24 protein-coding genes are annotated in these 24683 nt (G+C 39.8%); 18 read left to right on the top strand and 6 right to left on the bottom strand.

The window, feature by feature from the left end; all coding sequences use genetic code 11:
• Window positions 1–217: 217 nt before the first annotated feature.
• From lysA to HMPREF2961_RS10650, 11 genes are all read left to right on the top strand, one after another.
• Window positions 218–1477 (top strand): diaminopimelate decarboxylase, encoded by a 1260-nt coding sequence (lysA, locus tag HMPREF2961_RS10700; protein WP_070704759.1) that lies wholly within the window; start codon window positions 218–220, stop codon window positions 1475–1477.
• A complete protein-coding gene (dapF, locus tag HMPREF2961_RS10695) occupies window positions 1464–2264 on the top strand; it encodes a diaminopimelate epimerase (RefSeq protein WP_002314497.1) in 801 nt (266 codons plus the stop codon). The genes lysA and dapF overlap by 14 nt, the downstream gene beginning before the upstream one ends.
• A gap of 2 nt (window positions 2265–2266) precedes the next feature.
• Window positions 2267–3148: a 4-hydroxy-tetrahydrodipicolinate synthase gene (gene dapA, locus HMPREF2961_RS10690; protein ID WP_002314498.1), complete on the top strand. Its 882-nt coding sequence runs from the start codon at window positions 2267–2269 to the stop codon at window positions 3146–3148.
• Window positions 3145–3861 carry a 4-hydroxy-tetrahydrodipicolinate reductase gene (dapB, locus tag HMPREF2961_RS10685; RefSeq protein WP_070704756.1) on the top strand — a complete coding sequence of 239 codons (717 nt, stop codon included), beginning with the start codon at window positions 3145–3147 and terminating at the stop codon, window positions 3859–3861. The genes dapA and dapB overlap by 4 nt, the downstream gene beginning before the upstream one ends.
• A gap of 5 nt (window positions 3862–3866) precedes the next feature.
• The gene (gene dapD / locus HMPREF2961_RS10680; protein WP_002314500.1) at window positions 3867–4562 is read left to right on the top strand and encodes a 2,3,4,5-tetrahydropyridine-2,6-dicarboxylate N-acetyltransferase; all 696 of its coding nucleotides are present in this window, start codon (window positions 3867–3869) and stop codon (window positions 4560–4562) included.
• A gap of 15 nt (window positions 4563–4577) precedes the next feature.
• Complete coding sequence (locus tag HMPREF2961_RS10675; RefSeq protein ID WP_070704753.1) at window positions 4578–5579, top strand: aspartate-semialdehyde dehydrogenase; 1002 nt, start codon at window positions 4578–4580, stop codon at window positions 5577–5579.
• Window positions 5576–6937: an aspartate kinase gene (locus tag HMPREF2961_RS10670; protein ID WP_002291402.1), complete on the top strand. Its 1362-nt coding sequence runs from the start codon at window positions 5576–5578 to the stop codon at window positions 6935–6937. The genes HMPREF2961_RS10675 and HMPREF2961_RS10670 overlap by 4 nt, the downstream gene beginning before the upstream one ends.
• A complete protein-coding gene (locus HMPREF2961_RS10665) occupies window positions 6897–8048 on the top strand; it encodes a M20 family metallopeptidase (RefSeq protein WP_002291404.1) in 1152 nt (383 codons plus the stop codon). Before HMPREF2961_RS10670 ends, HMPREF2961_RS10665 begins: the two co-directional genes overlap by 41 nt.
• Complete coding sequence (locus HMPREF2961_RS10660; protein ID WP_002314503.1) at window positions 8023–9192, top strand: pyridoxal phosphate-dependent aminotransferase; 1170 nt, start codon at window positions 8023–8025, stop codon at window positions 9190–9192. Before HMPREF2961_RS10665 ends, HMPREF2961_RS10660 begins: the two co-directional genes overlap by 26 nt.
• Window positions 9193–9365: 173 nt before the next feature.
• A complete protein-coding gene (locus tag HMPREF2961_RS10655; protein ID WP_002314504.1) occupies window positions 9366–10745 on the top strand; it encodes an FAD-dependent oxidoreductase in 1380 nt (459 codons plus the stop codon).
• A gap of 278 nt (window positions 10746–11023) precedes the next feature.
• Entirely contained in the window at window positions 11024–11692 is a 669-nt protein-coding gene (locus HMPREF2961_RS10650; RefSeq protein ID WP_002308119.1) for a DUF421 domain-containing protein, read from the top strand.
• Window positions 11693–11813: 121 nt separating this feature from the next.
• On the opposite strand, the gene HMPREF2961_RS10645 is transcribed toward HMPREF2961_RS10650, so the two are convergent.
• The 5 genes from HMPREF2961_RS10645 to HMPREF2961_RS10625 all read right to left on the bottom strand — a co-directional run bounded on the left by HMPREF2961_RS10645 (window position 11814) and on the right by HMPREF2961_RS10625 (window position 17403).
• Complete coding sequence (locus tag HMPREF2961_RS10645; protein WP_002314505.1) at window positions 11814–12200, bottom strand: hypothetical protein; 387 nt, start codon at window positions 12198–12200, stop codon at window positions 11814–11816.
• Window positions 12172–13554 (bottom strand): Y-family DNA polymerase, encoded by a 1383-nt coding sequence (locus HMPREF2961_RS10640; RefSeq protein WP_002291409.1) that lies wholly within the window; start codon window positions 13552–13554, stop codon window positions 12172–12174. The genes HMPREF2961_RS10645 and HMPREF2961_RS10640 overlap by 29 nt, the downstream gene beginning before the upstream one ends.
• Before the next feature lie 153 nt (window positions 13555–13707).
• The gene (locus HMPREF2961_RS10635; protein ID WP_002314506.1) at window positions 13708–14895 is read right to left on the bottom strand and encodes a galactokinase; all 1188 of its coding nucleotides are present in this window, start codon (window positions 14893–14895) and stop codon (window positions 13708–13710) included.
• A 6-nt stretch (window positions 14896–14901) separates the two neighbouring features.
• Complete coding sequence (locus HMPREF2961_RS10630) at window positions 14902–15933, bottom strand: aldose epimerase family protein (protein ID WP_002314507.1); 1032 nt, start codon at window positions 15931–15933, stop codon at window positions 14902–14904.
• Window positions 15934–15948: 15 nt separating this feature from the next.
• Entirely contained in the window at window positions 15949–17403 is a 1455-nt protein-coding gene (locus tag HMPREF2961_RS10625) for a glycoside-pentoside-hexuronide (GPH):cation symporter (protein WP_002336053.1), read from the bottom strand.
• Between the two features lie 174 nt (window positions 17404–17577).
• Here HMPREF2961_RS10625 and HMPREF2961_RS10620 point away from each other — a divergent pair, with 174 nt between their 5' ends.
• The 4 genes from HMPREF2961_RS10620 (at window position 17578) to HMPREF2961_RS10605 (ending at window position 20429) form a co-directional block, all read left to right on the top strand.
• Complete coding sequence (locus HMPREF2961_RS10620) at window positions 17578–18483, top strand: AraC family transcriptional regulator (RefSeq protein WP_002312019.1); 906 nt, start codon at window positions 17578–17580, stop codon at window positions 18481–18483.
• Between the two features lie 91 nt (window positions 18484–18574).
• Window positions 18575–19252 carry an NAD(P)H-dependent oxidoreductase gene (locus tag HMPREF2961_RS10615; protein ID WP_002314509.1) on the top strand — a complete coding sequence of 226 codons (678 nt, stop codon included), beginning with the start codon at window positions 18575–18577 and terminating at the stop codon, window positions 19250–19252.
• A complete protein-coding gene (locus tag HMPREF2961_RS15445) occupies window positions 19249–19419 on the top strand; it encodes a hypothetical protein (protein WP_002314510.1) in 171 nt (56 codons plus the stop codon). Before HMPREF2961_RS10615 ends, HMPREF2961_RS15445 begins: the two co-directional genes overlap by 4 nt.
• Before the next feature lie 113 nt (window positions 19420–19532).
• On the top strand, window positions 19533–20429 hold the full coding sequence (locus tag HMPREF2961_RS10605) for a LysM peptidoglycan-binding domain-containing protein (protein WP_002314511.1): 897 nt from the start codon (window positions 19533–19535) through the stop codon (window positions 20427–20429).
• A gap of 50 nt (window positions 20430–20479) precedes the next feature.
• On the opposite strand, the gene HMPREF2961_RS10600 is transcribed toward HMPREF2961_RS10605, so the two are convergent.
• Window positions 20480–21850: an amino acid permease gene (locus tag HMPREF2961_RS10600; RefSeq protein ID WP_002314512.1), complete on the bottom strand. Its 1371-nt coding sequence runs from the start codon at window positions 21848–21850 to the stop codon at window positions 20480–20482.
• 238 nt (window positions 21851–22088) lie between these two features.
• Here HMPREF2961_RS10600 and HMPREF2961_RS10595 point away from each other — a divergent pair, with 238 nt between their 5' ends.
• Genes HMPREF2961_RS10595 through HMPREF2961_RS10585 form a run of 3 tightly spaced genes read left to right on the top strand, consistent with a single transcriptional unit; the run spans window position 22089 to window position 24622 of the window.
• Window positions 22089–22835: a metal ABC transporter ATP-binding protein gene (locus HMPREF2961_RS10595; protein ID WP_070704750.1), complete on the top strand. Its 747-nt coding sequence runs from the start codon at window positions 22089–22091 to the stop codon at window positions 22833–22835.
• On the top strand, window positions 22832–23671 hold the full coding sequence (locus tag HMPREF2961_RS10590; protein WP_002308137.1) for a metal ABC transporter permease: 840 nt from the start codon (window positions 22832–22834) through the stop codon (window positions 23669–23671). The genes HMPREF2961_RS10595 and HMPREF2961_RS10590 overlap by 4 nt, the downstream gene beginning before the upstream one ends.
• Window positions 23672–24622: an Mn/Fe ABC transporter substrate-binding lipoprotein EfaA gene (locus tag HMPREF2961_RS10585; RefSeq protein WP_002342906.1), complete on the top strand. Its 951-nt coding sequence runs from the start codon at window positions 23672–23674 to the stop codon at window positions 24620–24622.
• Window positions 24623–24683: the final 61 nt, after the last annotated feature.

Genomic DNA, 24683 nt, shown 5'->3' with positions numbered 1-24683 from the left:
AAACAGCGATAAACCTCTGCTGGTATGCAGGAATATTCTTCTGATAGTTCGGATATTTTATTTTTTGTACCCATTTTTATTTTTGTTTTAAAAAAATGTTTCAAAATATACTAGACAATTCAGAAAATTTTGTATAATATTATTCCAATAAAATTCAAATCTTTATCAAATGAAATTCCAATAAAAACGGAAAAAATGTGAAAAGAGGAATGAAAAAATGGCAGAATTGATAATTGGCGGAGTCACAGCAAGCACATTAGCAGAAAAGTATCAGACACCTCTGTATGTGTATGACGAAGAAAAGATGAGACAAACGATGCTGTCATTCAAGCGAGGCTTTGTATCGAAGCATTTTGATACAAAAGTGCTTTACGCCTCTAAAGCATTCCAAACGATTGAGATGCTACGTTTAGTCCATGAATATGGATTTGGGCTGGATGTTGTCAGCGGTGGGGAAATCTATACCGCTTTGCAAGCTGATTTTCCTAGAGATGCTATTTATTTCCATGGTAATAACAAGACCCCAGAAGAACTGATCTATGCACTTGAAAATGAGTTGTTGCATGTTGTTGCCGATAACTTGATGGAAGTCGAGTTATTAGAAGAATTAAGCCAACGCTATTCTAAAAAAGTCGATGTCATGCTTCGGTTGAATGTCGGTGTAGAAGCCCATACTCATGAATATATCGTCACTGCACATATTGATTCAAAATTCGGCATGAGCTATGAAAGTAAAGAGTGTCAGCAAGCTCTCCAATTGATAAAAGAAAGCAGTTATCTAGAGTTAGAAGGTTTTCATGCCCATATTGGGTCACAAATTTTTGATGTTACTGCTTGGCTAGCTGAAATCGACAAATTGACGAGTTACTTAACCGATTTTGAGCAACCACTTTCCTTGAATCTCGGGGGAGGATTCGGGATTCGTTATACACAAAATGATCAGCCAATCCCAATCGAAGAGGCACTAAAAAAGCTGATTGAATATACGGAAGAAGCTTTGGACAAACGAAAACTGACGATTCGTCAACTACTGATCGAACCAGGAAGAAGTATTGTTGGGGAAGCTGGTACAACACTATACACGATTGGCTTCATCAAAAAGACACCACATAAAAAATATTACTTTGTAGATGGCGGGATGACAGATAATATCCGCCCAGCTCTTTATCAGGCAGCATACGATTGTGATTTAGCAGAAAAACTGTCGGAAGAAAAAACAGAAAAAGTGACGATTGCAGGAAAAATGTGTGAATCAGGAGATGTGGTAATCAAAGAAACTTATTTGCCGAAAGCAAAATCAGGTGATCTTTTAGCTGTTTATTCCACGGGGGCTTACGGATACTCGATGAGCAGCAACTACAATCGAGCGACACGACCAGCAGTTGTTTTTGTCAATAATGGTCAATCGAGACTGGTTGTTCGCAGACAAGCATTTTCTGATCTACTAAGGGGGGAAGTTTCTTATGATCCTTCATAAATATAATGGCTGTGGAAATGATTTTATCTTATTAGATTACACAGAGGATACGGATTATAGTCAATTAGCCGCTTCTTTATGCGCAAAAGAAAAATATGACACAGACGGATTGATCGCCGTAAAAACCGATCCGTTGGAAATGATCTATTACAACAAAGATGGTAGCCGTGCCCCTATGTGCGGAAATGGTATTCGCTGTTTTGCTCGATATGTGAATGATCAAAATAGGATGGATGAACAGGAATTCAACGTAGAGACGTTAGCAGGCACAAGAAAAATTACGGTGTTGGATCCCTCACCTTTTTATTGCAGCGTAGATATGGGAGTGCCAGATGATTCTCCAGAAAAAATCAAAGCTGCACAATCTTATCCAATAAAAAACCAGGAAATAGAGATTGGTGGCGAAAAAGTAACGATCACTAGTTTATTTTTAGGGACGATCCATACCGTTGTTTTTGTTGAAAATGCGCGTGAGGAAATCTGGAAAAAAAGAGGCGAACTGATCTGTCATCATCCTTTATTCAAAGAAAAAACCAATGTCAACTTTGTAGAAGTAGTCAATGAACAAGAATTGACCGTCCGTACCTATGAAAGAGGAGTAGGGTGGACACTTGCTTGCGGTACAGGTTGCTGTGCCTCTTATGCGGTTGCGAAGGAAACTGGGAAGATTTCAGCAGATCAGGTAGTCGTTCACTTGGAACAAGGAGACTTGATGATCTCTGGTGAGGATACGATACAAATGGCTGGTCCAGCAGTTCATGAATGGACAAGAATATTGGAGGAATGAAGATGATAAAAGGTTCGATCGTGGCGCTAATCACGCCGATGAATGAAGAGGGATCAGTAGATTATGCTGGTTTGGAAAAATTGATCCAATTCCATTTAGATGAACAAACAGACGGATTATTAGTTTTGGGTACAACAGGAGAATCTTCTACACTCACACAATCTGAGGAGGAGAAGATCCTTCAACTGACAGTAAAGAAAGTGGCTAGCCGTGTGCCGGTGATTGCAGGAGCTGGAACGAATAATACGAAAGAAACGATTGAAAAAGCGAAGCATTTTGCTTCTTTGGGCGCAGATGCACTTTTGGTCATCACTCCTTACTACAACAAAACAAGTGATGCAGGATTAGCTGCTCATTTCACAGCAATTGCAGAAGCTTCACCAATTCCGCTTATTTTATATAATGTCCCTTCTAGAACAGGCATGTCGATTCCAATCCATGTACTAGTAGATTTAGCAGAACATCCTAATATCATTGGTTTGAAAGAAGCCTCAGGAGATATGGCTTATGTGATGGATGCCGCTCGATTGATTAGCGAAAAATTCAGCCTTTACAGCGGAAATGATGATTTGATCCTGCCAGTAATGAGTGTAGGAGGGAGCGGTGTAATCAGTGTATGGGCAAATATCCAGCCTACAATAGTCCATGAGTTAGTAAAAGATACGATGGAGGGAAGATGGCAGCAAGCAAAAGAAAAACAATTAAATGCACTTGAGCTGATCCATGCCTTGTTCAGTGAGACCAATCCTATTCCTGTCAAAGCAGCTATGTCATTATTAAATTTACCTTCAGGACCTCTACGCCTGCCTTTAGTGTCCCTTTCGGAAGAGAAAAAGAAACAATTAGCTCAGCTTTTGCTAAGAGAAAGGACGGTTGAAAAATGAAAATCGGACTGATTGGCAGTGGACAGATGGGGAATAGAGTCGAAGAAGTTGCACAAGAAAGAGGAGATACGGTCCTTCTTTTACGGACGGCACCTAAAGAAGCAACTACGCTTGCTTTTACGGAACTGCCAGAACTGCTTATTGATTTTTCTCATCCAGATAATTTAGAGATGATCCTTTCGTATAGCTTGTCTTATCAACTTCCGTTAGTCATTGGCACGACAGGTTATACACAATCACAGCTCCAAGAAATGGAAGAACATGCCAAGCAGGTACCCGTGATGTATAGTGCTAATTTTTCGTTAGGCATCATGGTGATGAACCAACTGATCAAGCAAGCAGCTGCAATGTTGCAAGGCTGGCAGATCGAACTGATTGAAAAACATCATAGTCGTAAAAAAGATGCACCATCTGGTACCGCGAATATGCTGCTTCAAACAATCCAAGAAGTACAAAAGCTTCAGCCTGTATACAACTGGCAAGGACAAAAAAGAGAAGAAAATCAAATTGGTGTACACAGTATTCGTGCAGGTTCTTTACCTGGTGAACATGAGGTAATGTTTGCAGCTCCCGATGAAGTATTTACGGTCAAACATGAATCTTTTTCTAATCGAATCTTTGCTGCAGGTGCAGTAGAAGCAGCGGACTGGTTGAAAAATCAGCCACCAGGTTATTACAAATTAGAAGATTTATTAATGGATAAAGGGGTGTAAGAAACGTGGAAGCTCAAGAAATCATCCGCTACATCCAAACGGCATCTAAAAAGACGCCTGTGAAAGTCTATCTGAATGTAACCGAGCCAATCAAATTTAAAGACAGCAAAGTTTTTGGTGAAGGAAACAGCTTCGTTGTTTTTGGTGACTATGAGTCGATTGCTCCGGTTTTAGAAGCTGAAGCGGAAAAAATCATTGAAATCGAAATCGAAACTGCTGCAAGATACAGTGCAGTTCCTTTGCTGGATATCAAAAAAATCAATGCCCGTATCGAACCAGGTGCTATTATCAGAGATCAAGTGTCCATCGGCAACAATGCCGTGATCATGATGGGAGCGATTATCAATATCGGTGCAGTAATCGGTGAAAACACGATGATTGATATGGGTGCTGTCTTAGGTGGACGAGCGACAGTGGGCAAAAACTGCCATATTGGTGCAGGAGCTGTCTTAGCAGGTGTAATCGAACCCGCATCGGCTAAACCGGTTATCGTAGAAGATGGCGTGCTGGTAGGTGCGAATGCAGTGATTGTTGAAGGTGTCCATATCGGAAAAGATGCAGTCGTGGCAGCAGGAGCAGTGGTTTTAGAAGATGTGGCAGCAGGCACTGTTGTCGGTGGAATACCTGCACGTGTCTTGAAAATAAGTGATGATCAGACAAAAGAAAATACAGCATTGATTGCTGCGTTACGCGAATTATAGAGGAGATGGAGAAAAATGCGCGAAATAGATACCTGTATTGTGGGGGCAACCGGATTAGTCGGACAAACGATGCTCAAAGTGTTAGAAGAATATGATTTTCTAGTAGGACGATTGAAATTATTAGCGTCAAAACGTTCAGCTGGCAAAGTTTGTGTATTCAAGGGGAAGAAACACACTGTACAGGAATTGACAGAAACTTCATTTGAAGGATATGATTTAGCGCTATTTTCTGCAGGTGCTTCTGTATCCAAAGAGTTTGCGCCAATCGCAAGAAGTCAAGGATTATTTGTTATAGATAATTCCTCGGCATGGCGAGAAGATTCGGATATTCCATTGATCGTTCCAGAGGTCAATCTTGAAGACTATACATTGAATCGGCTGATTGCGAATCCAAATTGTTCAACCATTCAAGCGGTACTACCGCTTAAAGCTTTACAAGAAGCCTTTGGAATCCAACGAGTCAATTATTCGACCTATCAAGCAGTTTCTGGTTCTGGACAGAAAGGTATCCAAGATCTTTACCGCACGCAAAATGACGAGGAACCAGCTTTGTATCCTTATAATATTAGTCAAACAGTGATTCCAGAAATCGATCAGCCTTTGGAAAACGGCTATACCAAAGAAGAACAGAAAATGATAAATGAGACCCGTAAGATTCTGCATCAGCCTGATTTGCCAGTATCAGCAACCTGTGTACGTGTGCCAATCGAGAATGGACACGGAGTCTCGGTGGCCGTTCAGTTGCAAAAAGAGTTTACGATTGAAGAAGTTAAAGAGTGTCTCAGTCAGTTTCCAGGAATCCAATTAGAAGATGATCTAGCAGCACATAAATATCCAACGAGCATTCTTGCTAGAGGAACAGATACGGTTTATGCTGGGAGGATCAGAAAAGACACCTCTTTAGAGAACGGACTGTTGTTCTATACAACTGCCGATAACATACGCAAAGGAGCCGCTGCGAATGCCGTACAGATTGCTGCAGCTTTAATGCAGAAAATAGCGGAGGTGGCAAGATGAGTAATACGCTGAAAATAGCAAAATTCGGCGGAACATCGATGTCTCATGAAGAACAATTCAAAAAAGTCCGTACAATTGTTCTTTCAGATCCCAATCGTCAAGTGATCGTTGTTTCTGCTTTAGGCAAACGTACATCAGATGATGACAAAGTAACAGACTTACTTTATTTGATTTATGCCTACCTTCAGCATCATGTTGATTGGACACCCCTTTGGGAAAGGATCTGTGAACGTTTCATTCAAGTAAGAGACCTTCTTGACCTGCAGTTACCTATGGAAGAGGAACTGGCACGCATACAAAAACAACTGGAAGATGAAAAGATAACTGAAGATTATTTAGTAAGCAGAGGTGAATATCTGACTGCTCGACTGATGGCTGAGTATCTTGGTTACCAGTTCATTGATGCAAAGGACCTGCTGTTCTTTGACTATGATGGAAAAATCGATGAGGAAAAAACAGCACAGGAAATCACAAAAGCATTTAAAAGATATCCGAAAATGGTTGTTCCAGGATTTTACGGGGCAAACCCTGCAGGCAAAGAAAAATTATTGGGACGTGGGGGAAGCGACATTACTGGCGCGTTACTGGCGAAGATGCTACAAGCGGCGAGTTATGAGAATTGGACAGATGTTTCAGGAATCATGATGGCTGATCCGCGAATCATCGATCATCCTAAAATCATCGAGGAAATCTCTTTTAGAGAACTGAGAGAGATGGCTTATATGGGGGCTAATGTTCTTCATGAAGCAGCTGTTTTCCCAGTTCAAGAGGCGGATATCCCCATCCAAATAAAAAATACCAATGATCCTTTCGCTCAAGGAACAAAAATATCGAATCACGAAGTGGAAAAGGAAAATGGACTGACAGGAATAGCTGGACGCAAGGATTTTCTTTCGATCACTTTATTCAAACGTCATATGTCCGATGAAATCGGGTTTATCTGGAAAGCAATGAGCATTTTTGCTAAACATGAGATATCAATCGAACATATTCCTTCAGGGATCGACAATATCGGAGTGATCGTCTCAGCAGAAGCGATTGCCGATAAATTATTTCTCATCACAAAAGAATTAAAAGAAACACTTGGCGTGGAAGAAATCGTCGTGATCGAAGACTTAGCTTTGATCTCTGTCGTTGGCGGACCGCATAAAGAATTGATCGGTTTATCTGGAAAAGTGTTATCGATATTGAATAAATTAGAAATTCGCACATCGATCTTATCACAAGGAGCACAGGAGTTGAATCTAATCATCGGTGTACCGAATGATCAGTATGAAACCGTAGTGAAGGGTATCTATGAAGGGATGGTGAATACGGATGCTGAAAGAATATCGAATGGCACTCCATCAAATTCCTGAAATCGGATTTCATGAATTCAAAACAAAAAAATATTTATATGAACAAGTAAAAAATAGTGGAGCCGTTATCCATGAAATCGGCGAAACAGGACTGCTTCTTTATTTTGATAATCAACAAGAAGAAACGATTGCTTTTCGAACAGATATCGATGCACTGCCAGTCAAAGAAGAAACAAATCTCTCTTTTGCTTCTAAGCATGAAGGGTACATGCATGCATGTGGTCATGACGGACATATGGCGATGCTTTTAGGGTTGACCGACTTTATAACTGAACACATCGAGGAGCTTATTTATAATGTAGTACTGATCTATCAGCCATCAGAAGAAATTTCCGGCGGCGCACAAAGTGTTATTCAGTCAGGATTGTTAGATAAATATGAAGTACAAGCAATATTTGGCTTTCATCTATGGCCTGGACTAGCGAAAGGAGAAGTTTTTTCTCGACCAGGACCTTTGATGGCACAAAGCAGTGAAACAGACATCATCATCAAGGGCCAGTCCGCGCATATTGCTTCTAGTGAAAAAGGAATAGATAGTCTGGAGGCAGCTGTACGATTTTTGAAGAATGTTTATGATTTTGATCGGCAATTACCGGCAGAGTGGAATCATCTAATGAAATTTGGTCAAATCCAAGGTGGAACGATCCGGAATGTTTTAGCTGGAGAAGTTATTGTATCCGGAAGTATCCGTTCTTACAGTTCAGATATGCAAAATTATTTGAAGAGGGGATTAGCTCATTTAGCAGAACAGTTTCACTCTGCAGCTACTATTTCTTTCCGCTATAATGACGGCTATCCAGCTGTAATCAATCATAGAGGCTTATACGCAGCATTGTCGGATTCAAACAAACTACATGAATTAGAGGATCCAGTTCTTCAAGCCGAAGATTTTGGCATATATACGCAACAATATCCATGTGTATTTTTCTTTTTAGGTGTCGGTGATACCCCTGCTTTACATGATCCGACGTTCGATTTTGATATGGATGTTTTAGAAAATGGTGTAGAATGGTACAAAACGATTCTTTTTACAGAAAATCTTCTTGAAGAAATCGACAGCAGTTCAAAAGAGGAGCGAGTAAATAATGATGAATTTATCCAATCAATTTAATCCTAGGCTTTCTAGAATAGAAGTATCTAAAATACGGCAATTCGATCAGCAAATATCGTCGATACCAGATGTGATCAAGCTCACCTTGGGAGAACCGGATTTTCCGACTCCCGAACATGTCAAACAAGCCGGAATAGCAGCGATTGAAGAAGACTTTTCTCACTATACCGGAATGAGAGGACTGGAGGAACTGCGGGAAGCTGCTTGTATGTTTCAGCAGCAGCGTTATGGATTAACTTATGATCCGCAAACGGAAGTTTTGACGACGGTTGGTGCAACGGAAGCGATTGCCTCTGCATTGTTATCTGTTTTAGAAGAAGGAGACAAGGTTCTTATTCCAGCGCCTGCTTATTCAGGATATCAGCCATTAGTGGAACTAGCTGGTGCTGAATTGATCCCGATAGATACTTCTGACACAGGGTTTGTCTGTCAGCCGGAACAATTTGAACGAGCATTTGAACAATATGGATCAGCTATCAAAGCAGTCATTTTAAATTATCCTAACAATCCAACTGGGACGACATTGTCTGCAAGCCAGTTGGAGGCAATCGCTGAAGTTTTAAAAAAATATCCGGTATTTGTTATAAGTGATGAAGTATATGCTGAATTGACTTACACTGGAACGCATATGTCCATAGCTTCTTATCTTCCGGAACAAACAATCGTGATAAGCGGGCTATCCAAGTCACATGCGATGACTGGTTGGCGAGTGGGGTTTATTTTTGCTCAAAAAGCCCTTATTGACGAACTAATTAAAGTCCATCAATATCTGGTGACTGCGGCTACAACGATGTCGCAAAAAGCTGCGGCTGAAGCGCTAATAAATGGAGTAAAAGATAGCGAGAACATGAAAGAGCAATATCAAACACGAAGAGACTATCTGGTCCAGCAATTGGCGCCTTTAGGATTTGAAGTGACTCAGCCAAACGGTGCATTTTATTTATTTTGCAAACTCCCAGTTGTCATTCAAACCGACTCTTGGCAGTTTTGTGTAGACTTAGCGGAACAGGCAAAAGTTGCGTGTATCCCTGGCATTGCATTTGGCCCAGAAGGAGAAGGCTATATACGAATTTCTTATGCTAGCAGTATGGAAAACTTACATGAAGCGTGCAAACGGATCAAAGACTTTTTAACAGAACAGTGATTCATGAATTTTCTCAAAAAACAATCGGCATCTTTGCGGTATATTCTGCAAATTGCCGATTGTTTTTTAAATTTGGTTCAAATGAACGCGTTTCTTTTGATTCATAACTGATGTAATGTTAAGTTTAAATTGTTTAGAATGATTTTAAAAGAATATTCAAGGAGGTTTCATCAATGGAAAAAATCAAAGTTGTCATTGTAGGTGCATCTCATGGAGGGCATCAATCGATCTTGGAACTATTGACACGATACGGTGAAAATGTAGATATCACGCTATTTGAAGCAGGAGACTATGTTTCCTTCATGTCATGCGGTATGGAGCTGTATCTAGAAGACAAGGTAACAGATGTAAATGATGTACGTAATTTCAGACCAGAAAACTTTCCGCAATCCAATGTTCATATTTTAAATAATCACGAAGTAAAAACGATCGATGCAGATAAAAAAACAGTAACGGTTACTAGCGCATCAGATAACGAAACAAAAGAATATCCTTATGATAAATTGATCTTGAGTTCTGGTGTCAAACCAAACAATTTGCCAGTACCAGGGGCAGATTTAGAAAATGTCTACTTGATGCGTGGATACAATTGGGCAACCAAACTCAAAGAAAAATTAAATGATCCGGCTATTAAAAAAATCGCTGTCGTAGGTGCTGGTTACATTGGGATCGAAGCAGCAGAAGCAAGCCGAAAAGCTGGGAAAGAAGTCGTCTTGCTTGATGTGATCGACAGACCCTTAGGCACATATTTAGATGCTGAGATGACAGACATTTTAGAACAACACCTAAATGAAAACGGTATTGAAGTTTTGACAAACGTCAAAATCGAAGCCTTTACCGGAAACGGAAAAGTGGAAGCAATCAAAACAAGTGAAAAAGAAATCCCAGCAGATCTAGTCATCCAAGCTGCTGGTGTGAAGGCAAATACTGAATGGTTAAAAGGGATCGTCGACTTAGATGAACGTGGCTGGATCCAAACGAATGAATACTTGCAAACAAATCTTCCAGATGTGTATGCAGTAGGAGATGCTACACTTGCTTATTCTATCCCAGCACGCAAAAAAATGCCGATTGCTTTAGCGACTGTTGCACGTAGAGAAGCACGTTATGTAGTAAAACATCTTTTTGAAGAAGTACCAAATAAACCGTTCGGCGGAGTCGTAGGTTCCTCCGCATTAAGTGTCTTCGACTACCATTTTGCAGCAAGCGGATTGAATAGCTTCACTGCAGCAAAAGCAGGAGTAGATGTACGAGTGTCTTATTATGAAGATACGTTACGACCAAAATATGTACCAGAAGAACAAGGAAATCCAAAAGTGTCCATCCAATTATTCTCAGATCCAATGACCCATCAATTGCTAGGAGGAGCAGTATTATCTACCTATGATGTTACAGGTCAAGGAAATGTGTTGGCACTAGCGATCCAAAATAAACTGACTTTAGAAGAACTGGCAGAAGCCGACTTCTTCTTCCAACCAGGTTTTGACCGACAATGGAGCATGTTGAATCTAGCCGCTCAACAAGCACTAGGAGAAGAACCATTTGTAGAATAAGGAAACGAAATATTTGAAAAGAGGTTGTGACAGAAGTGGTCAGCTTCAAGAAATAAGAAGGAATTTACGAAAATTGCTTCTCAAATTTTTGTGAAATTTCGCTTATTTTTCGAAGAAGCTACTTCTGGAACACCCTTTGTTCGGAATAAGGAACTGTGACACGACTCGTGTCACAGTCCTTTTTTTAGTGAAAGGATGCATTTCTTCCTTGTATATTCCATGCGTGTTTGAGAGAAAGCATATATAATTTAATTAACAGATAGTTAGGGGGAGAAAGAATGGTTTTTTCAATCACAATGAAACTGGTATTCGGATTGATCGGCTTGTTATTAGTGGTGCGTTTGCTTGGGAAGAAATCCATGTCGGAAATCACACCATTTGATTTAGTCTATACGCTTGTTTTAGGGGGGATCTTAGAAGAATCAACCTATGATGACAATGTCCATGTAGGCCATGTCCTATTTGCCATTGCGCTTTGGGCAGTAATGATTTATGGTATCGAACGTATCGTCCAAAAAAATGAAAAAGTCAATCGCTGGGTTAAAGGCGAGCCCTCTGTTTTAATCAAAGACGGCGTCATCAACATGACAGAGTTGGCAAATAACCATATCGAGATGGAGCAATTGCGAGCAATCTTAAGACAGCAGGAATGCTTTTCTCTTGAAAATGCCAAACATGTTATCCTAGAGAATGCCGGTCAAATGAGTGTATTGAAAAAATCAGATGATGACAAAGCTTTGTCGATCCTGCTAGTGGATGAAGGACAAATCCAGCATAAAGTACTTCAATCCAATCAACTAGATGAATCGTGGCTTCTGGAGAATTTAAAGAAAGAAGGCTATGCAGACGTAAAACAGCTGATTTATGTCGAATGGTCAGAAGAAAAAGGGTTCTACGTACTAAACAAAGAAGACGTGATGCATGAATCTTACCGGATAGATGGATAGAGAGAGGTTGTGAAATCAGCTCTTTGACTTGATACTCAAAACTAAGCGACTTTTTCGCAATCTCCACTAAACGATGTTCAATCAGCTAATAATAAGATCAAAACGCTGATTGAACAGCCTCTCATGTCACAAACCATTTTTTTGTTTCTTTTAACTCAATATGCCGTACGTCTTCCCAAACTATCGGCTGATGGTCGATCATAAAATAATCTTCATAGGCTTCACCAATGAAATGACCTTCAACCTCATCTAAGAGTCTTCCAAATTCATCTGTTAAATTGAGCTGGATGATTACTGCTTTACGAGATAAAAAAGCTTCTGTCAGTATACTATCGATTTCTTGTAATGTCATTTGTTGTTTAGGGATAGGTTGTTTGCGTGCTTCTTCTTCATTTTTTTTGATACCGTTGACTAGTTCTTCCATCGCAAAAGCGGTTCCCCATTTTAATCCAAATGGACGATCTCGATACTCGTTATAGTCAATGAATTTTTTTGCTGTCCGTCTCATCTTTTCCACCTTCTAATCCACTCATCCCACCTGCATGCCCACCAACGAGAGAGCTACGTGCGATGGCGCGTCCTCCTTGCAAGAGACTATGCGCATGGATGATTGATTTAAAGCCGTATTTTTTTCTGATCGTATCGACTACAAAATCAACTTTCGCTTCATTTATCTGCTTCTCAGGATCTTCAAAAAGGTTAAGCTGTAAACCTGTCGCGTATACGAGGTTGGAACAGTTCACACCTATACGCCGAATATCCTGACAGCGGTAATGCTGGTGGAAAATGGTCAATAAAGCCTCTGCTAGATCTCTGCTAGCATTTGTCGCTTCGATTTTTATTTGCTGGTGAAAACCGGTCTTACCATTTGGATCAAGATAACCTAAGGAGTATCCTACCCATAAGCTGACTACTTGTGCTTTTGCTGCAGATCGTCTCAAGCGGGTACCGACTTGATCGGCCATTTCTTTGATAACAATCTCGATTTCTTCTTGCCTCGTATAATCTCTATCTAGAATTTGACTATTTCCGATACTTTTTGATTTCGGTATATATTCTTGCCCTAAAAAACTTCGATCGATTCCCCAAGCATGGGCATAAAGCTGAGTACCGATGATCCCTAACGTGCTTTTCAAGTGATAATAATCCGCGTGAGCTAAATCATAAACCGAATGTATACCCATTTGTTTCAGTCGTTTTGCTGTTCGTTTGCCGATTCCCCAAAAGTCAGTGATATCTGAGATTGTCCATAACTTTTCTGGGACATCTTCATAACGCCATTCAGCAATCATTTGTTTTCCGTCTTTTGAGCCATTATCTAAGGCTAGTTTAGCAAGTAGTGGGTTATCGCCGATTCCTATAGTCGTGTAGATTCCGGTCTGTTCAAATACATCTTTATGGATCAGTTTAGCCATGTCGTACGCATTCGTTTTACCAAAGAGTGCCATGCTATTTGTTACATCAAGGAAGCTTTCATCAACGGAATAGACATGATGGTTCGCTTCATCTGCATATTTTTTATAGATAGTATTGATTTCTCTGTTTTTTTCCATATAATAGGCCATCCTTGGAGCAACAATATATAAATCACTTGGATAGGGGAAGGGTAAATCTCTGGCACGACTGATATTGGTGATGCCGTACGCTTTTTTTGCTGCAGGACTGGAAGCCAAGATTAATCCGCTACCCCGTGTTTCTGTCGAATCAGACGGATAGGACATTACTACTAATTTAGTTGTAAGGGGATCAAGATCCTTTTCCACGCACTCTACGGAGGCGTAAAAAGATTTGCAGTCAATACATAAAATATCTCGTGAAGGTTCTTTTTCATAAACAAATACTGGATTTTGATTCGCCCACATAACAATCACCTCTTCTACATAATTAGAACACACGTTCCCTTTTTGTGTCAATAAAAAACAGCAATTTTCAAATGTGAGCCTTTTGCTCATGTTTGAAAATTGCTGAGAGGTTATTTGTATTTGTTTATTTAGCTGTGTTCATTGATTTTTCTATCAAACATGAACGGCTTCTGGATCAATCTTTGTTGTCCCATTTCCAATGTGTGCAACATAAAATTCTGGAGCATAGCCGACAACTTTCATATATTCATCATAGACATTGTTTTTGAAGGCAGGTATATTTTCTTCTTTGACAAGAGCAATCGCACAGCCGCCAAATCCAGCTCCTGTCATTCGTGCACCTAAGACACCTTCTTGTTTTTGAGCAGCGTCCACTAGTGTATCTAACTCGATCCCAGTCACTTCATAATCATAGCGAAGAGAGTGGTGAGAATCATTTAGCAGTTGTCCAAATGCTTCCAAGTTTCCAGCTTCTAATTCAGCTTTTGCTTTCAAAGTACGTTGATTTTCATAAACAGCATGACGAGCTCTGCGTATCAATGTATCATCACCGATTTGGTCAATAGTTGATTCAAATTCTTCTTCATCTAAGTCTCCTAAAGAAGAGATAGGCAAAGTTTTTTGCAGACGTGCCAAGGCTTCTTCGCATTCGCTGCGGCGTTCATTGTATTTTGAATCTGCCAATTCCCGACGTTTATTCGTATTCATGATGACGATTGCATAACCATCTAGTTTCACTGGGACCATTTCATATTTCAGCGTATTTGTATCTAACAAAATCGCATGATCTAGCTCACCGAAGCCGATGGCAAACTGATCCATGATACCTGAATTGACACCGATGAATTCATTTTCTACTTTTTTACCCGTTTGGACTAGTTCCAAACGATCTGTTTTTAAATCAAACAGATCTTCTAATACAACACCTACCAATAATTCTAATGAAGCGCTACTGGAAAGTCCTGCACCGTTAGGGATTGTTCCTTCCACCAACAACTCAAATCCATGATCAATTGGGTGTCCAGCTTCTTTTAATTTAAGGACCATTCCTTTTACGTAATTTGCCCAATTTGCTTTTTTATCATATTCTAGCTCGTCTAAAGTAAAACTGATGACACCGATATCATCAAAGTTTGTGGAATAAACTAATATTTTATTATCGTCTCTAGGTGCGGCGACACCTTGCGTTCCATAGGTGATAGAAGCAGGGAAGACATGACCGCCATTGTAATCTGTGTGCTCACCAATCAAATTGATGCGACCTGGCGAGAAGTATTGTGTCGTTTTTTTAGGGCCGAATGTTTCGGCAAATTTTGTGTTTAAGCTTCTTTTGATTTCCATGATGAGTTATTCCTCTCTTGTTTTGATTTTGAATTCTGTCACTGTTTCAAATGTTGATCCGGCTTTTAAATGAATCGAACCAAATGCTGAGAAGCGCTCTGCCCCTGGAGCTGTTTGAGTCTCAAATGTGATGCCGCCGTGATGTGCCAGTTTTCGACCACGCATTTCTGGTGTTTCTGGACCGAAATTTGCAGTGAAAATAACCATACTAGAAGCATCTGTAGCGATATCTACTTGGATTTTTTTATCCGGACTAGTCAAGCGAGCGGCTTCTTTATCCAAGCCAGATTCTTTTAAGAAAAATGGATGATCGATTCCGTCAACGAGTTCTTTTTGATCCAAATCACTAGCAAAAACGGACGCTAGTTTTTTAGGCGTTTGAAAATCGAAAGCATTTCCTGCAGTATTTTCTTTTACTCCTATAGGAATACTGTCTGCTCGTAAAGGAGCGTAAGCTTCACTATTGAGCCAAAGCTCATGTTGATCGATCGCTTGAGAAGCATCTCCCGTCAAGTTGAAGTAGACATGATTTGTCGGATTGAATAAAGTATCTTGATCGCTGATGCCGCGAGTGGTCACCCGCCAGATATTATCTTGTGTCAAAGTATAACGGACTTCCACATCCAATGTACCTGGAAAACCATGTTCTCCGTCGGGACTTGTAGTAGTAAAAATGACAGAAGCTTCATTTTCGCCATTCAAAATGACATAAGACCATTTTTTTAATTCAAATCCAGGAGAACCACCATGCAGATTATGCCCAGTTTTTGGATCTATAGCTAGTTGGTAAGTTTTTTCATTGAGAGAAAAGCGGCCATTTTCGATCCTCCCTGCGGTGCGACCGATAGATGCGCCGATATACGGGTCTTTTTCGATATATTCTTCAGCGGTGTCAAATCCCAAAACTAATTCTTGATCATTTGTTTTTAAACGAACGATCCTAGCACCTAAATCAGAGACAGAAAGTACTAGCTTGTTTTTATTCTCCAAGGTTATCAAATGATAACCTTGGCCGAAATCTTTTTCTGTAATCTTCATTTTCAAGATCCTTTCTTAATGTGAAGGAACTACTGCATCGTGAAGTTCATCTTCCATTGTATCAGCTGGAGCCAATTTGTTTTCTAATTCCTCAACGATTTGTGCATGTTTTTTCTCTGTCAATGTAATCTTCCAAGCAAAAATAATAGCGGAGAAAATCATCAAAGCAGCAGGAGCATAGAATGCATAAGCTTTGAAAGTCGTTACGCCATGAGCAGTGATATCAGCAGCAGTAGCATTACCAGTCATCCCAGAAGCGATAGCGACAAACCCTACGATCCCGTTAGACAAAGCACCAGCGATTTTATCTAGTAAAGGACGAATAGAGAGAGTAACGGCTTCATTACGGATACCATTTTTCCATTGGCCATATTCAACAGAGTCTGTGATTGTCATCAAAGCGGATAAGAAAATCAATTGTTGAGGGAAGTAGAACAATACTAACCCGATGATAACGATTGGCAAACTTGAACCTGCGATCGTAAAGAAAAAGTAGGAAGAAATCATCATTGCAATCCCGCCAAGGTAAACATAGCGACGAGAGATGACGCGTGTAAGCATTGGGAATAATGGGACAGCTATTAAACCAAGTAAGGCAGCAACTAGACCAACAATCCAAAATTCAGTTGGTTGGCCAAGTACATATTTGAAGAAGTAGAACAATACGGCAGTCGTTGCTACATTAGCAATCGCATAAGCGATATAAGCAAGGGCAAGCCACATCAATTGATCGTTTTGAGCAACTGCTTTGAACACATCTTTGATTCCGGCTTTTTCATTTTGTTGACGGATCGCAGTATCGACTTCTTTTGTTCCCAAGGCAGTGATAATCGCAGTACCGCCTGAAATAACAGCGGCAATCACACCGAACCAGAACCAACCTGAAGCGCCTTCAATATGTTTATGAGTAACAAGATAGGTAAAGAAAGTAACGATAGGGACAACGACTAGTGTAGTACCATTTGCACCTAGAGAAGAGCCGAAACGAGCAAACGTAGCAAATTTTTCACGTTCCTTTGTTTCCGTGCTCAAAGCAGGAATCATTGACCAAAAAGCGATATCCTTGAATGAATAAAAACTATCCAACAAGATGAAAACGATTGCAAATAATATGATAAATAAAGTCGTATTATGAGTAGCTAAGCCAAAGAAATTGGTAAAGATTGCTACCAAGAGTACAGAACTAACAATACCACCGATAACTAACCATGGTTTGAATTTGCCATATTTTGTACGGGTATTATCAATAACGCCACCAATTAAAGGATCAAAAATAATTTCAACTAAGCGAATACCTACAACTAAGCTTGTAACTGTAGCAATCATTTTTGCATTCGTTGCCTTATCTGTTCCTGCAAACATCTGGCTTGTCACGAATACCATAAAATAAGTGCTTAATGTAACATAGAATGTGTCGTGTCCAAAAGCGCCTAAAGCGTAGGACATACGTTGGATCATTTTGCTTTTCATAATCTGTATTCCTCTCCTGTTCAATATATAATACTAAGTAAACCGGTTACAACGAATAACAAAGATCTTTTAATGACTTAAACTTAACAAGAAATCGCTTCCTTTTTAATATATTTCTGTGACTTTTATTTAACTTTTTGTTGCATTATACTAAAGAAGTAAGGAGGGGAAGAAATGGAGCAATCGATTTTTTTAAAAAAGGAACATCAACAAGTAGAAAAAGAATTGTATTTTGATTTTTGCGGCTTCTCTAAAACGATGCCGTTTCATTCTTTTGGTCCTGCTATTCGCAATGATTACATCTTACACGTCGTGATGGAAGGCAAAGGATCTTATCATGTGAAAAATCAACAGTTTCAATTGAAAAAAGGAGATCTATTCTTGATTCGTCCAGGAGACTCGACATTTTACTTATCAGATGGAGAAGATCCATGGATGTATTGCTGGCTTTCTTTCGGTGGACATGCGGCAGAAGAAATCATCCGGCAGTCGCTTTTCAGAGAAGACCAGTACACGATGGTCTCTTCCGATATACAAAAATATATCGACATTATTTTAGAATGCATGAAAGATACGGAAGAAACCTTGGAAAATGAATTACAGTTAACAGCACTAACCTACCGTTTTTTATCAGTCCTTTTAAAAGACGGCGGAAAGATCAGCGGTGGCGTACAAAAAGTTCATTCCTCCTTAGCTGTTGAGACAGTCAAATACATCGAGGCACATTATGCGGAAAATTTATCTGTTGAGGAAATTGCCCAGCATTTAGCTGTCAACCGGAGTCACTTGTCACGAGTATTCAAAAATCATATGGGTACCAGTATCAAGGAATATTTGATCGGGGTACGGATTAATCGAGGGGCGTTTCTTCTTTCCCTGACGGATGAATCCGTGGAAAGCATTGCCTATCAAGTAGGGTTCAATAGTCTAGTCGTATTTAGCCGAATGTTCAAAAAAAGTACCGGAGAAACGGCTACGAACTATCGTAAACGGATGAAAAACGAAAATTTCAAGAATATTGCTTTGGATACTTTGAAAAAACAGTTGGAAAAACAAACTGCAGTCTCTTGGACGACCTAATTTGCTTGGACAAAAGGACAAGCATCGGCAAAAGAAACTTGTGGCGGTTATGCTACACTGTAAAACGAAGACTAAAAAAGGAGGAGAAGGGATGCGTACACTTATCATCATCAGCCATCCAACGATGGAGGAATCTCTGAATCAGCAATTTTTCAAAGAAGCTTCTTCCGGTTTATCCGTTACTTGGCATCATTTAGAATCAAGTTATCCAGATGGAAAGATAGATGTAAAGGCTGAGCTACAGCTTCTGGCACAGCATGATCGAATCATTTTCCAGTTTCCATTTTACTGGTATAGTTCCCCTGCTCATTTAAAAATTTGGCAAGATAATGTTTTGGAACAAGCAGCACATGTATTAGAAGGAAAAGAATTAGGCATCGTATTGACAACAGGTGTGGCGGAAAAGGAATACCAAGCTGGAGGGAAAGAAGAATATACGATCTCCGAATTTTTGAGACCATATCAGCGAATCGCAAACAAATTCCATATGACCTATCTTCCGCCATTCGTTTTAGCACAATTTATGTATTTATCCCAAGAAAAACGTTGGGAGAAGCTAATTGCTTATCAGCAGTATCTCTCATTGGAAGGGAAGCCATCGCTTACTCAACGGATTGACTGGTTTATTCAAAGAGTACAGGGAAATCAGAAAATGCAGGAAGAAGATTCGGACAAACAAACATATATCATAGAAGCACTGACTGACGCAAAAGAGCAAATCGAAGACTTGACCTTTACACTGCAAGAAATGAAAGGAACTTCATTATGACAAATGAATGGTTGATCCAACAATTAGATGAATTAAGTGAAAAATCAGAATATCAAGACCGTGCACTCTTATATGAGATAAAGAAACTGATGGCTGAGATAGATGAACGAACAACACAGTTGCAAGGAGAAATCGACGGACAATCTTGGAATCATCTCAACTGGTGAAATTTTCTTATAAATAACAAGGATAAAAATGTGCACAATGACAATTATTTGCTACAATAAGAATATGAAGCGTTTGATAACGCTGTTATACATAAAAATTGGTGGTGAAAAAAATGTATGATGAAAATGAGTGGGGAGAAAATGTTCGGATGACCCGAAGAAGACAGCAAAAACAGGCAGCACGTAAGCGGATGATCATGATTGGGGCAGCAGTTGCCGTTTTTTTGATCATAGTAGGAGGAATAGCGGGGCTGTATTTTCACGGGAAAAATTCGTCAGATGCAAAAAGCACGACCGTAACGGAAACAACGACAAAGAAAACAGATGCGAAACAAACAAGTGAGGCATCGACTGAAACAAAAGAAACACAAACTGCTGAAGAAAAAACAGCAGATGATTTGTCAGAGCAACTCCAAGCAATCGTCAATGATTATTCGAAAAAGATGGAAGAAAAGACGCCTGTGTTGATTGAAGAATACCAAACAGAAATCCAGGGAAATCAGGAGGGCATAGCTGGTTTATCCGCAGTTGCTAACCAAAAAGCACGTGAGCTCCAAGCTATCTCCGACGAAGGGATCGGGAAGTTACGTGCAGCGTATCAGTCAGCAGATAATAAAGACGGTGTAGCCTTAGATACCTTGATCAATCAGCTATCGGCTAACTATACGAATCATGTCGCTAAGATTTCCGACATATATTTGCAGACGAGCGCTTCTCTTCAAGCAGAGTCAACAAGCACACAAGAAACAGCATCTTCTGAGTCTGAGACGATAGAATCAACAGAAGCTTCTGGAATGCAAGCTCGAACAACGCAAGACACAACAGAAAACACTGAAACGACTACTAGCAGTACGACGTCACAGGCTGCGACAACTGTTGTTTTGGAAGGAGAAGGCCCAAATCAAATAGCCGAACGAACTGGCGTACCAGTAGAAACGATTTTGTCACTGAATGGGATGAGTATGGACGATTATTTCCTGACTCCCGGTGAGACACTAAAATTGAATTGATAAAAGCAATAAAAAGAACGAAGACTCCCTTGATGGAAGCTTCGTTCTTTTTATTTGGCGGTTCTTTTTTCACGTATAAAGTAATGGATCGTCATGTAAAGCAAGAAAACGAGACCAATGATCAAAGAAATCCTTGTTTCAGGATTGATAAACATGAAAATCAACACGATAGCTAAAAAAGCAAGTGTCGCATAATTCGTGTAAGGAGACAGCGGCATTTTAAAAGGATGATCATGCATTTTATCTGCGTGAGTCTTTTTGAAGCGAATCTCACTGATCAAAATCACCACCCAAGGAACCATACCAGGTAAAATACTTGAACTGTATACGAAGACAAAGATATTTTCGGACTGGTTGATGAACATTGGCAGAAGATAGTTTAAGATCAAACCAATCAAGATTCCGCCTGAGATGGCTACGACAGGGTAAAAAGGCGCACCATGACGAGATAATTTCAGAAACTTTTTAGACATCTTTCCATTCATCGCAAGTGTATAGACCATACGGCTTGCACTGAAAATGCCTGAATTGCAACCTGATAATGCCGCTGTAATCACGACAAAATTGATCAACCCTGCAGCAAATGTAATGCCGATTTTAGAAAAAGTTTGGACAAAAGGCGAGCCAATCTCACTCAATTGATTCCACGGATAAATACTCACGATGATAAAAATGGCACCAATATAAAAAATCAAGATTCGACCGATAGTGGATTGAACAGCTTCAATGATCGTCTTTTTAGGATTCTCTGCTTCGCCAGCAGTCATTCCGATCAGTTCGATCCCTTGATAGGAAGCAACGACGATCGATAACGCAAAGAAAAAGCCTTTGACACCGCCAGTGAAGAATCCACCGTTTTTCCAAAGATTTGAGATCCCTACCGCCTGGCCATGATTACCAAATCCAAATAAAATCACCCCAAGACCTGCAATGATCATCAAAATGATTGTTATGACTTTGATGATCGAAAACCAAAATTCTAATTCGCCAAACGCTTTGACAGAAATAAGATTTGCCAGCATAAGAAATAAGACGACAATGATGCCGGGAATAATTGCTGGCAGATTGGGCCACCAATAATTCATATAAGATCCTACAGCGATTACTTCACTTATCCCTACGACAATATATTGAAAAATATTACTCCAAGCGGTCAAGTAGCCAGCCACAGGATGGATGTACTCGCTCGCGTAGTTTGCAAAAGAACCAGTCGAAGGATCGACGTAAAGCATTTCGCCTAAAGCACGCATAATCAAATACAAAAAGAATCCTGCAATCGCATAAGCTCCCATCACTGAGGGTCCTGTCCAGCGTATGGTTGAGGAGGCACCCATAAACAGACCGACGCCGATCGTTCCACCTAGTGCGATCATTTGGATATGACGGGCACTAAGACTTCGAGTTAACTTTTCTTCTTCCATACAAAAACTCCTTTCGTTGTTGAGTCAACAGGAAAAATAATTAAACGTTTCAATAGATAGTTGTATTATTTTTAGGTTAACCTTATTGAACTCTTGATGTGATTCTACAGAAAATTTTCATAAAATGCGAGGAAAATTCGAAAAAAACTTTTTCATCTTTCTACTTGTAAATGCTTTCCTTTTTAGTTAAACTATATTTAAATAAAAAGTTAGGGAAACCTAAAAAGGAGTGTAGGATTTGGAACGAACGGCCATTGCAATTCAAGACCTTTCAGCCGCTTATCAAGGGAAAACTGTTTTGAAAACCATCAATTTAACAATAAAGCCACAAAAAATCACTGGTATCATCGGACCAAATGGCGCAGGAAAATCAACATTCATGAAAGCATTGCTAGAGTTGATACCAGCTTCTACTGGTAAAGTCACTTTTTCAGGACAGCCAGTAAAATCAGTCTGTAAAAAAATAGCCTATGTGGAGCAGCGAAGCGAATTGGATCTTTCCTTTCCAATCGATGTGTTAGGCGTTGTACTTTTAGGGACATATCCATCTTTACGAATCGGACAGCGGCCCGGGAAAAAAGAAAAAGAACGAGCAAGACAAGCATTAAAAAAAGTAGGGATGGAAGACTATGCCAAAAGACAAATCAGCGAACTATCGGGTGGTCAGCTTCAGAGAGTTTTTATTGCACGAGCTCTAGCTCAAGGTGCAGAGTGGATCTTTTTAGATGAACCATTCGTAGGAATCGATGCATTGAGTGAACGAAAAATCTTTGACATCTTGCAAGAGTTGAAGAATTCAGGAAAAACGATTCTGATCGTCCATCATGATCTTCATAAAGTAGAAGAATATTTCGATGAAGTGGTTCTTTTAAATAAACAGCTGATCGCTTCTGGTCCAGTACAAGAAGTCTTTACATCAAAGAATCTTCAACTGGCCTATGGTGAGATCATCGGACATTTAGTAAAAGGAGGAGAGAAAAAATGATCCAATCTTTTATTGATGGATTGATGAATTATCAATTTCTACAATATGCTTTGGTCACTTCCATGCTTGTAGGACTGGCTTCTGGAGTCATCGGTTCCTTTATTATTTTACGTGGGATGTCTTTGATGGGAGATGCTATCTCTCACGCAGTTCTTCCAGGTGTAGCCATTTCTTATATGTTTGGTTTTAGTTACATTTTTGGAGCCACTGCTTTTGGGATGTTGACAGCAGCGGTGATTGGTTTCGTGACACAGCGGAGCCGATTGAAAAATGATACAGCGATCGGGATTGTCTTTAGTTCGTTTTTTGCATTGGGGATCATCTTGATTTCATATGCTCAAAGTGCGACAGACCTGTATCATATTTTATTTGGGAATGTCTTAGCTGTTAGGGAGAGCGATCTGCTGCTGACAGCACTAGTCAGCGGAATCGTCTTGATATTTGTTTTTTTCTTTTATAAAGAATTGAAGATCACATCATTCGATCCAACAATGGCAAAAGCTTATGGGCTGAATACGTCACTGATCCATTATCTTTTGATGTTCTTTTTGACATTAGTCGCTGTAGTTAGTTTGCAGACGGTGGGAACGATCTTGGTGATTGCCATGTTGATCACACCAGCTGCCACAGCTTACTTGTTGACGAACCATTTATTGAAAATGATTATCACGGCTGCAGGGATCGGTATGTTCAGTGCCGTTGTCGGCGTATTTTTCAGTTATAGTTACAATTGGCCATCAGGAGCCACGATTGTTTTAGCATGTACCGCATTTTTTATCCTTGCTTTTTTATTCTCACCAACAAAAGGAATTTTATTTCAGAAAGGAAGCAGATAGATGAAAACAAAGAAATCACTCTTTTTGATCCTGGCAATTAGTTTATTAGCGTTAGTTGGCTGCGGAAAGCAAACTTCAGATCAAGCAGACGAAGTAAGTAAAGAAAAGCTGTCAGTCGTGGCAACCAATTCGATCTTGGCAGATATGGCAAAAGAGGTCGGAACAGATAAAATAGATATCCACAGTATCGTACCAGTCGGAACAGATCCGCATGAATATGAAGTACTACCAGAAGACATCAAAAAGGCAAGCGACGCAGATGTCATTTTATACAACGGATTGAATCTTGAAACAGGTAACAGCTGGTTCGATAACTTGATGGAAACAGCTAAGAAAGAAGAAGGAAAAGATTATTTTGCAGTTAGCAAAAATGTAGAACCTCTTTATTTAACTAGCGGTGAAGAACATACAAAAGCGGATCCTCATGCTTGGCTAGACCTATCTAACGGAATAAAATATGTGCAGGAAATCGCACGTATATTCTCTGAAAAAGATGCAGAAAATGCGACACATTATAAGCGAAATGCAGAAACATATGTGGAAAAACTAAAAGAATTAGATACACAAGCGAAGGAAAGTTTTGCTTCTATCGAAGAGAACAAAAAATTATTAGTAACAAGTGAAGGAGCATTCAAATACTTTTCAAGGGCTTATGATTTGCCAGCAGCATATATATGGGAAATCAATACAGAAAGCCAAGGCACGCCTGACCAAATGAAAGCAATTATTGATCAGGTAAGAGAAAAAGAAGTGCCAGTTTTATTCGTGGAAACCAGTGTAGATCCAAGAAGTATGGAGCGAGTAGCAAAAGAAACGGGTTTGGAAATTTATGATAAATTGTTCACTGATTCTATAGCCAAAGAAGGAGAACAAGGAGATTCTTACTATCAGATGATGAAATGGAACATCGAAACAATCCATGAAGGTTTATCCCAAACAAAAGAGAGCTGAAAAACGCAAGGTCTGGCTTAAGGAGCGGACCTTGCGTTTTTTTACAAGAAACCGGAAAAAA

The sequence above is a fragment of the Enterococcus sp. HMSC076E04 genome (assembly GCF_001814285.1).
Lineage (GTDB): Bacteria > Bacillota > Bacilli > Lactobacillales > Enterococcaceae > Enterococcus_B > Enterococcus_B lactis.
This window is presented reverse-complemented; position numbering and strand designations above follow the sequence as displayed.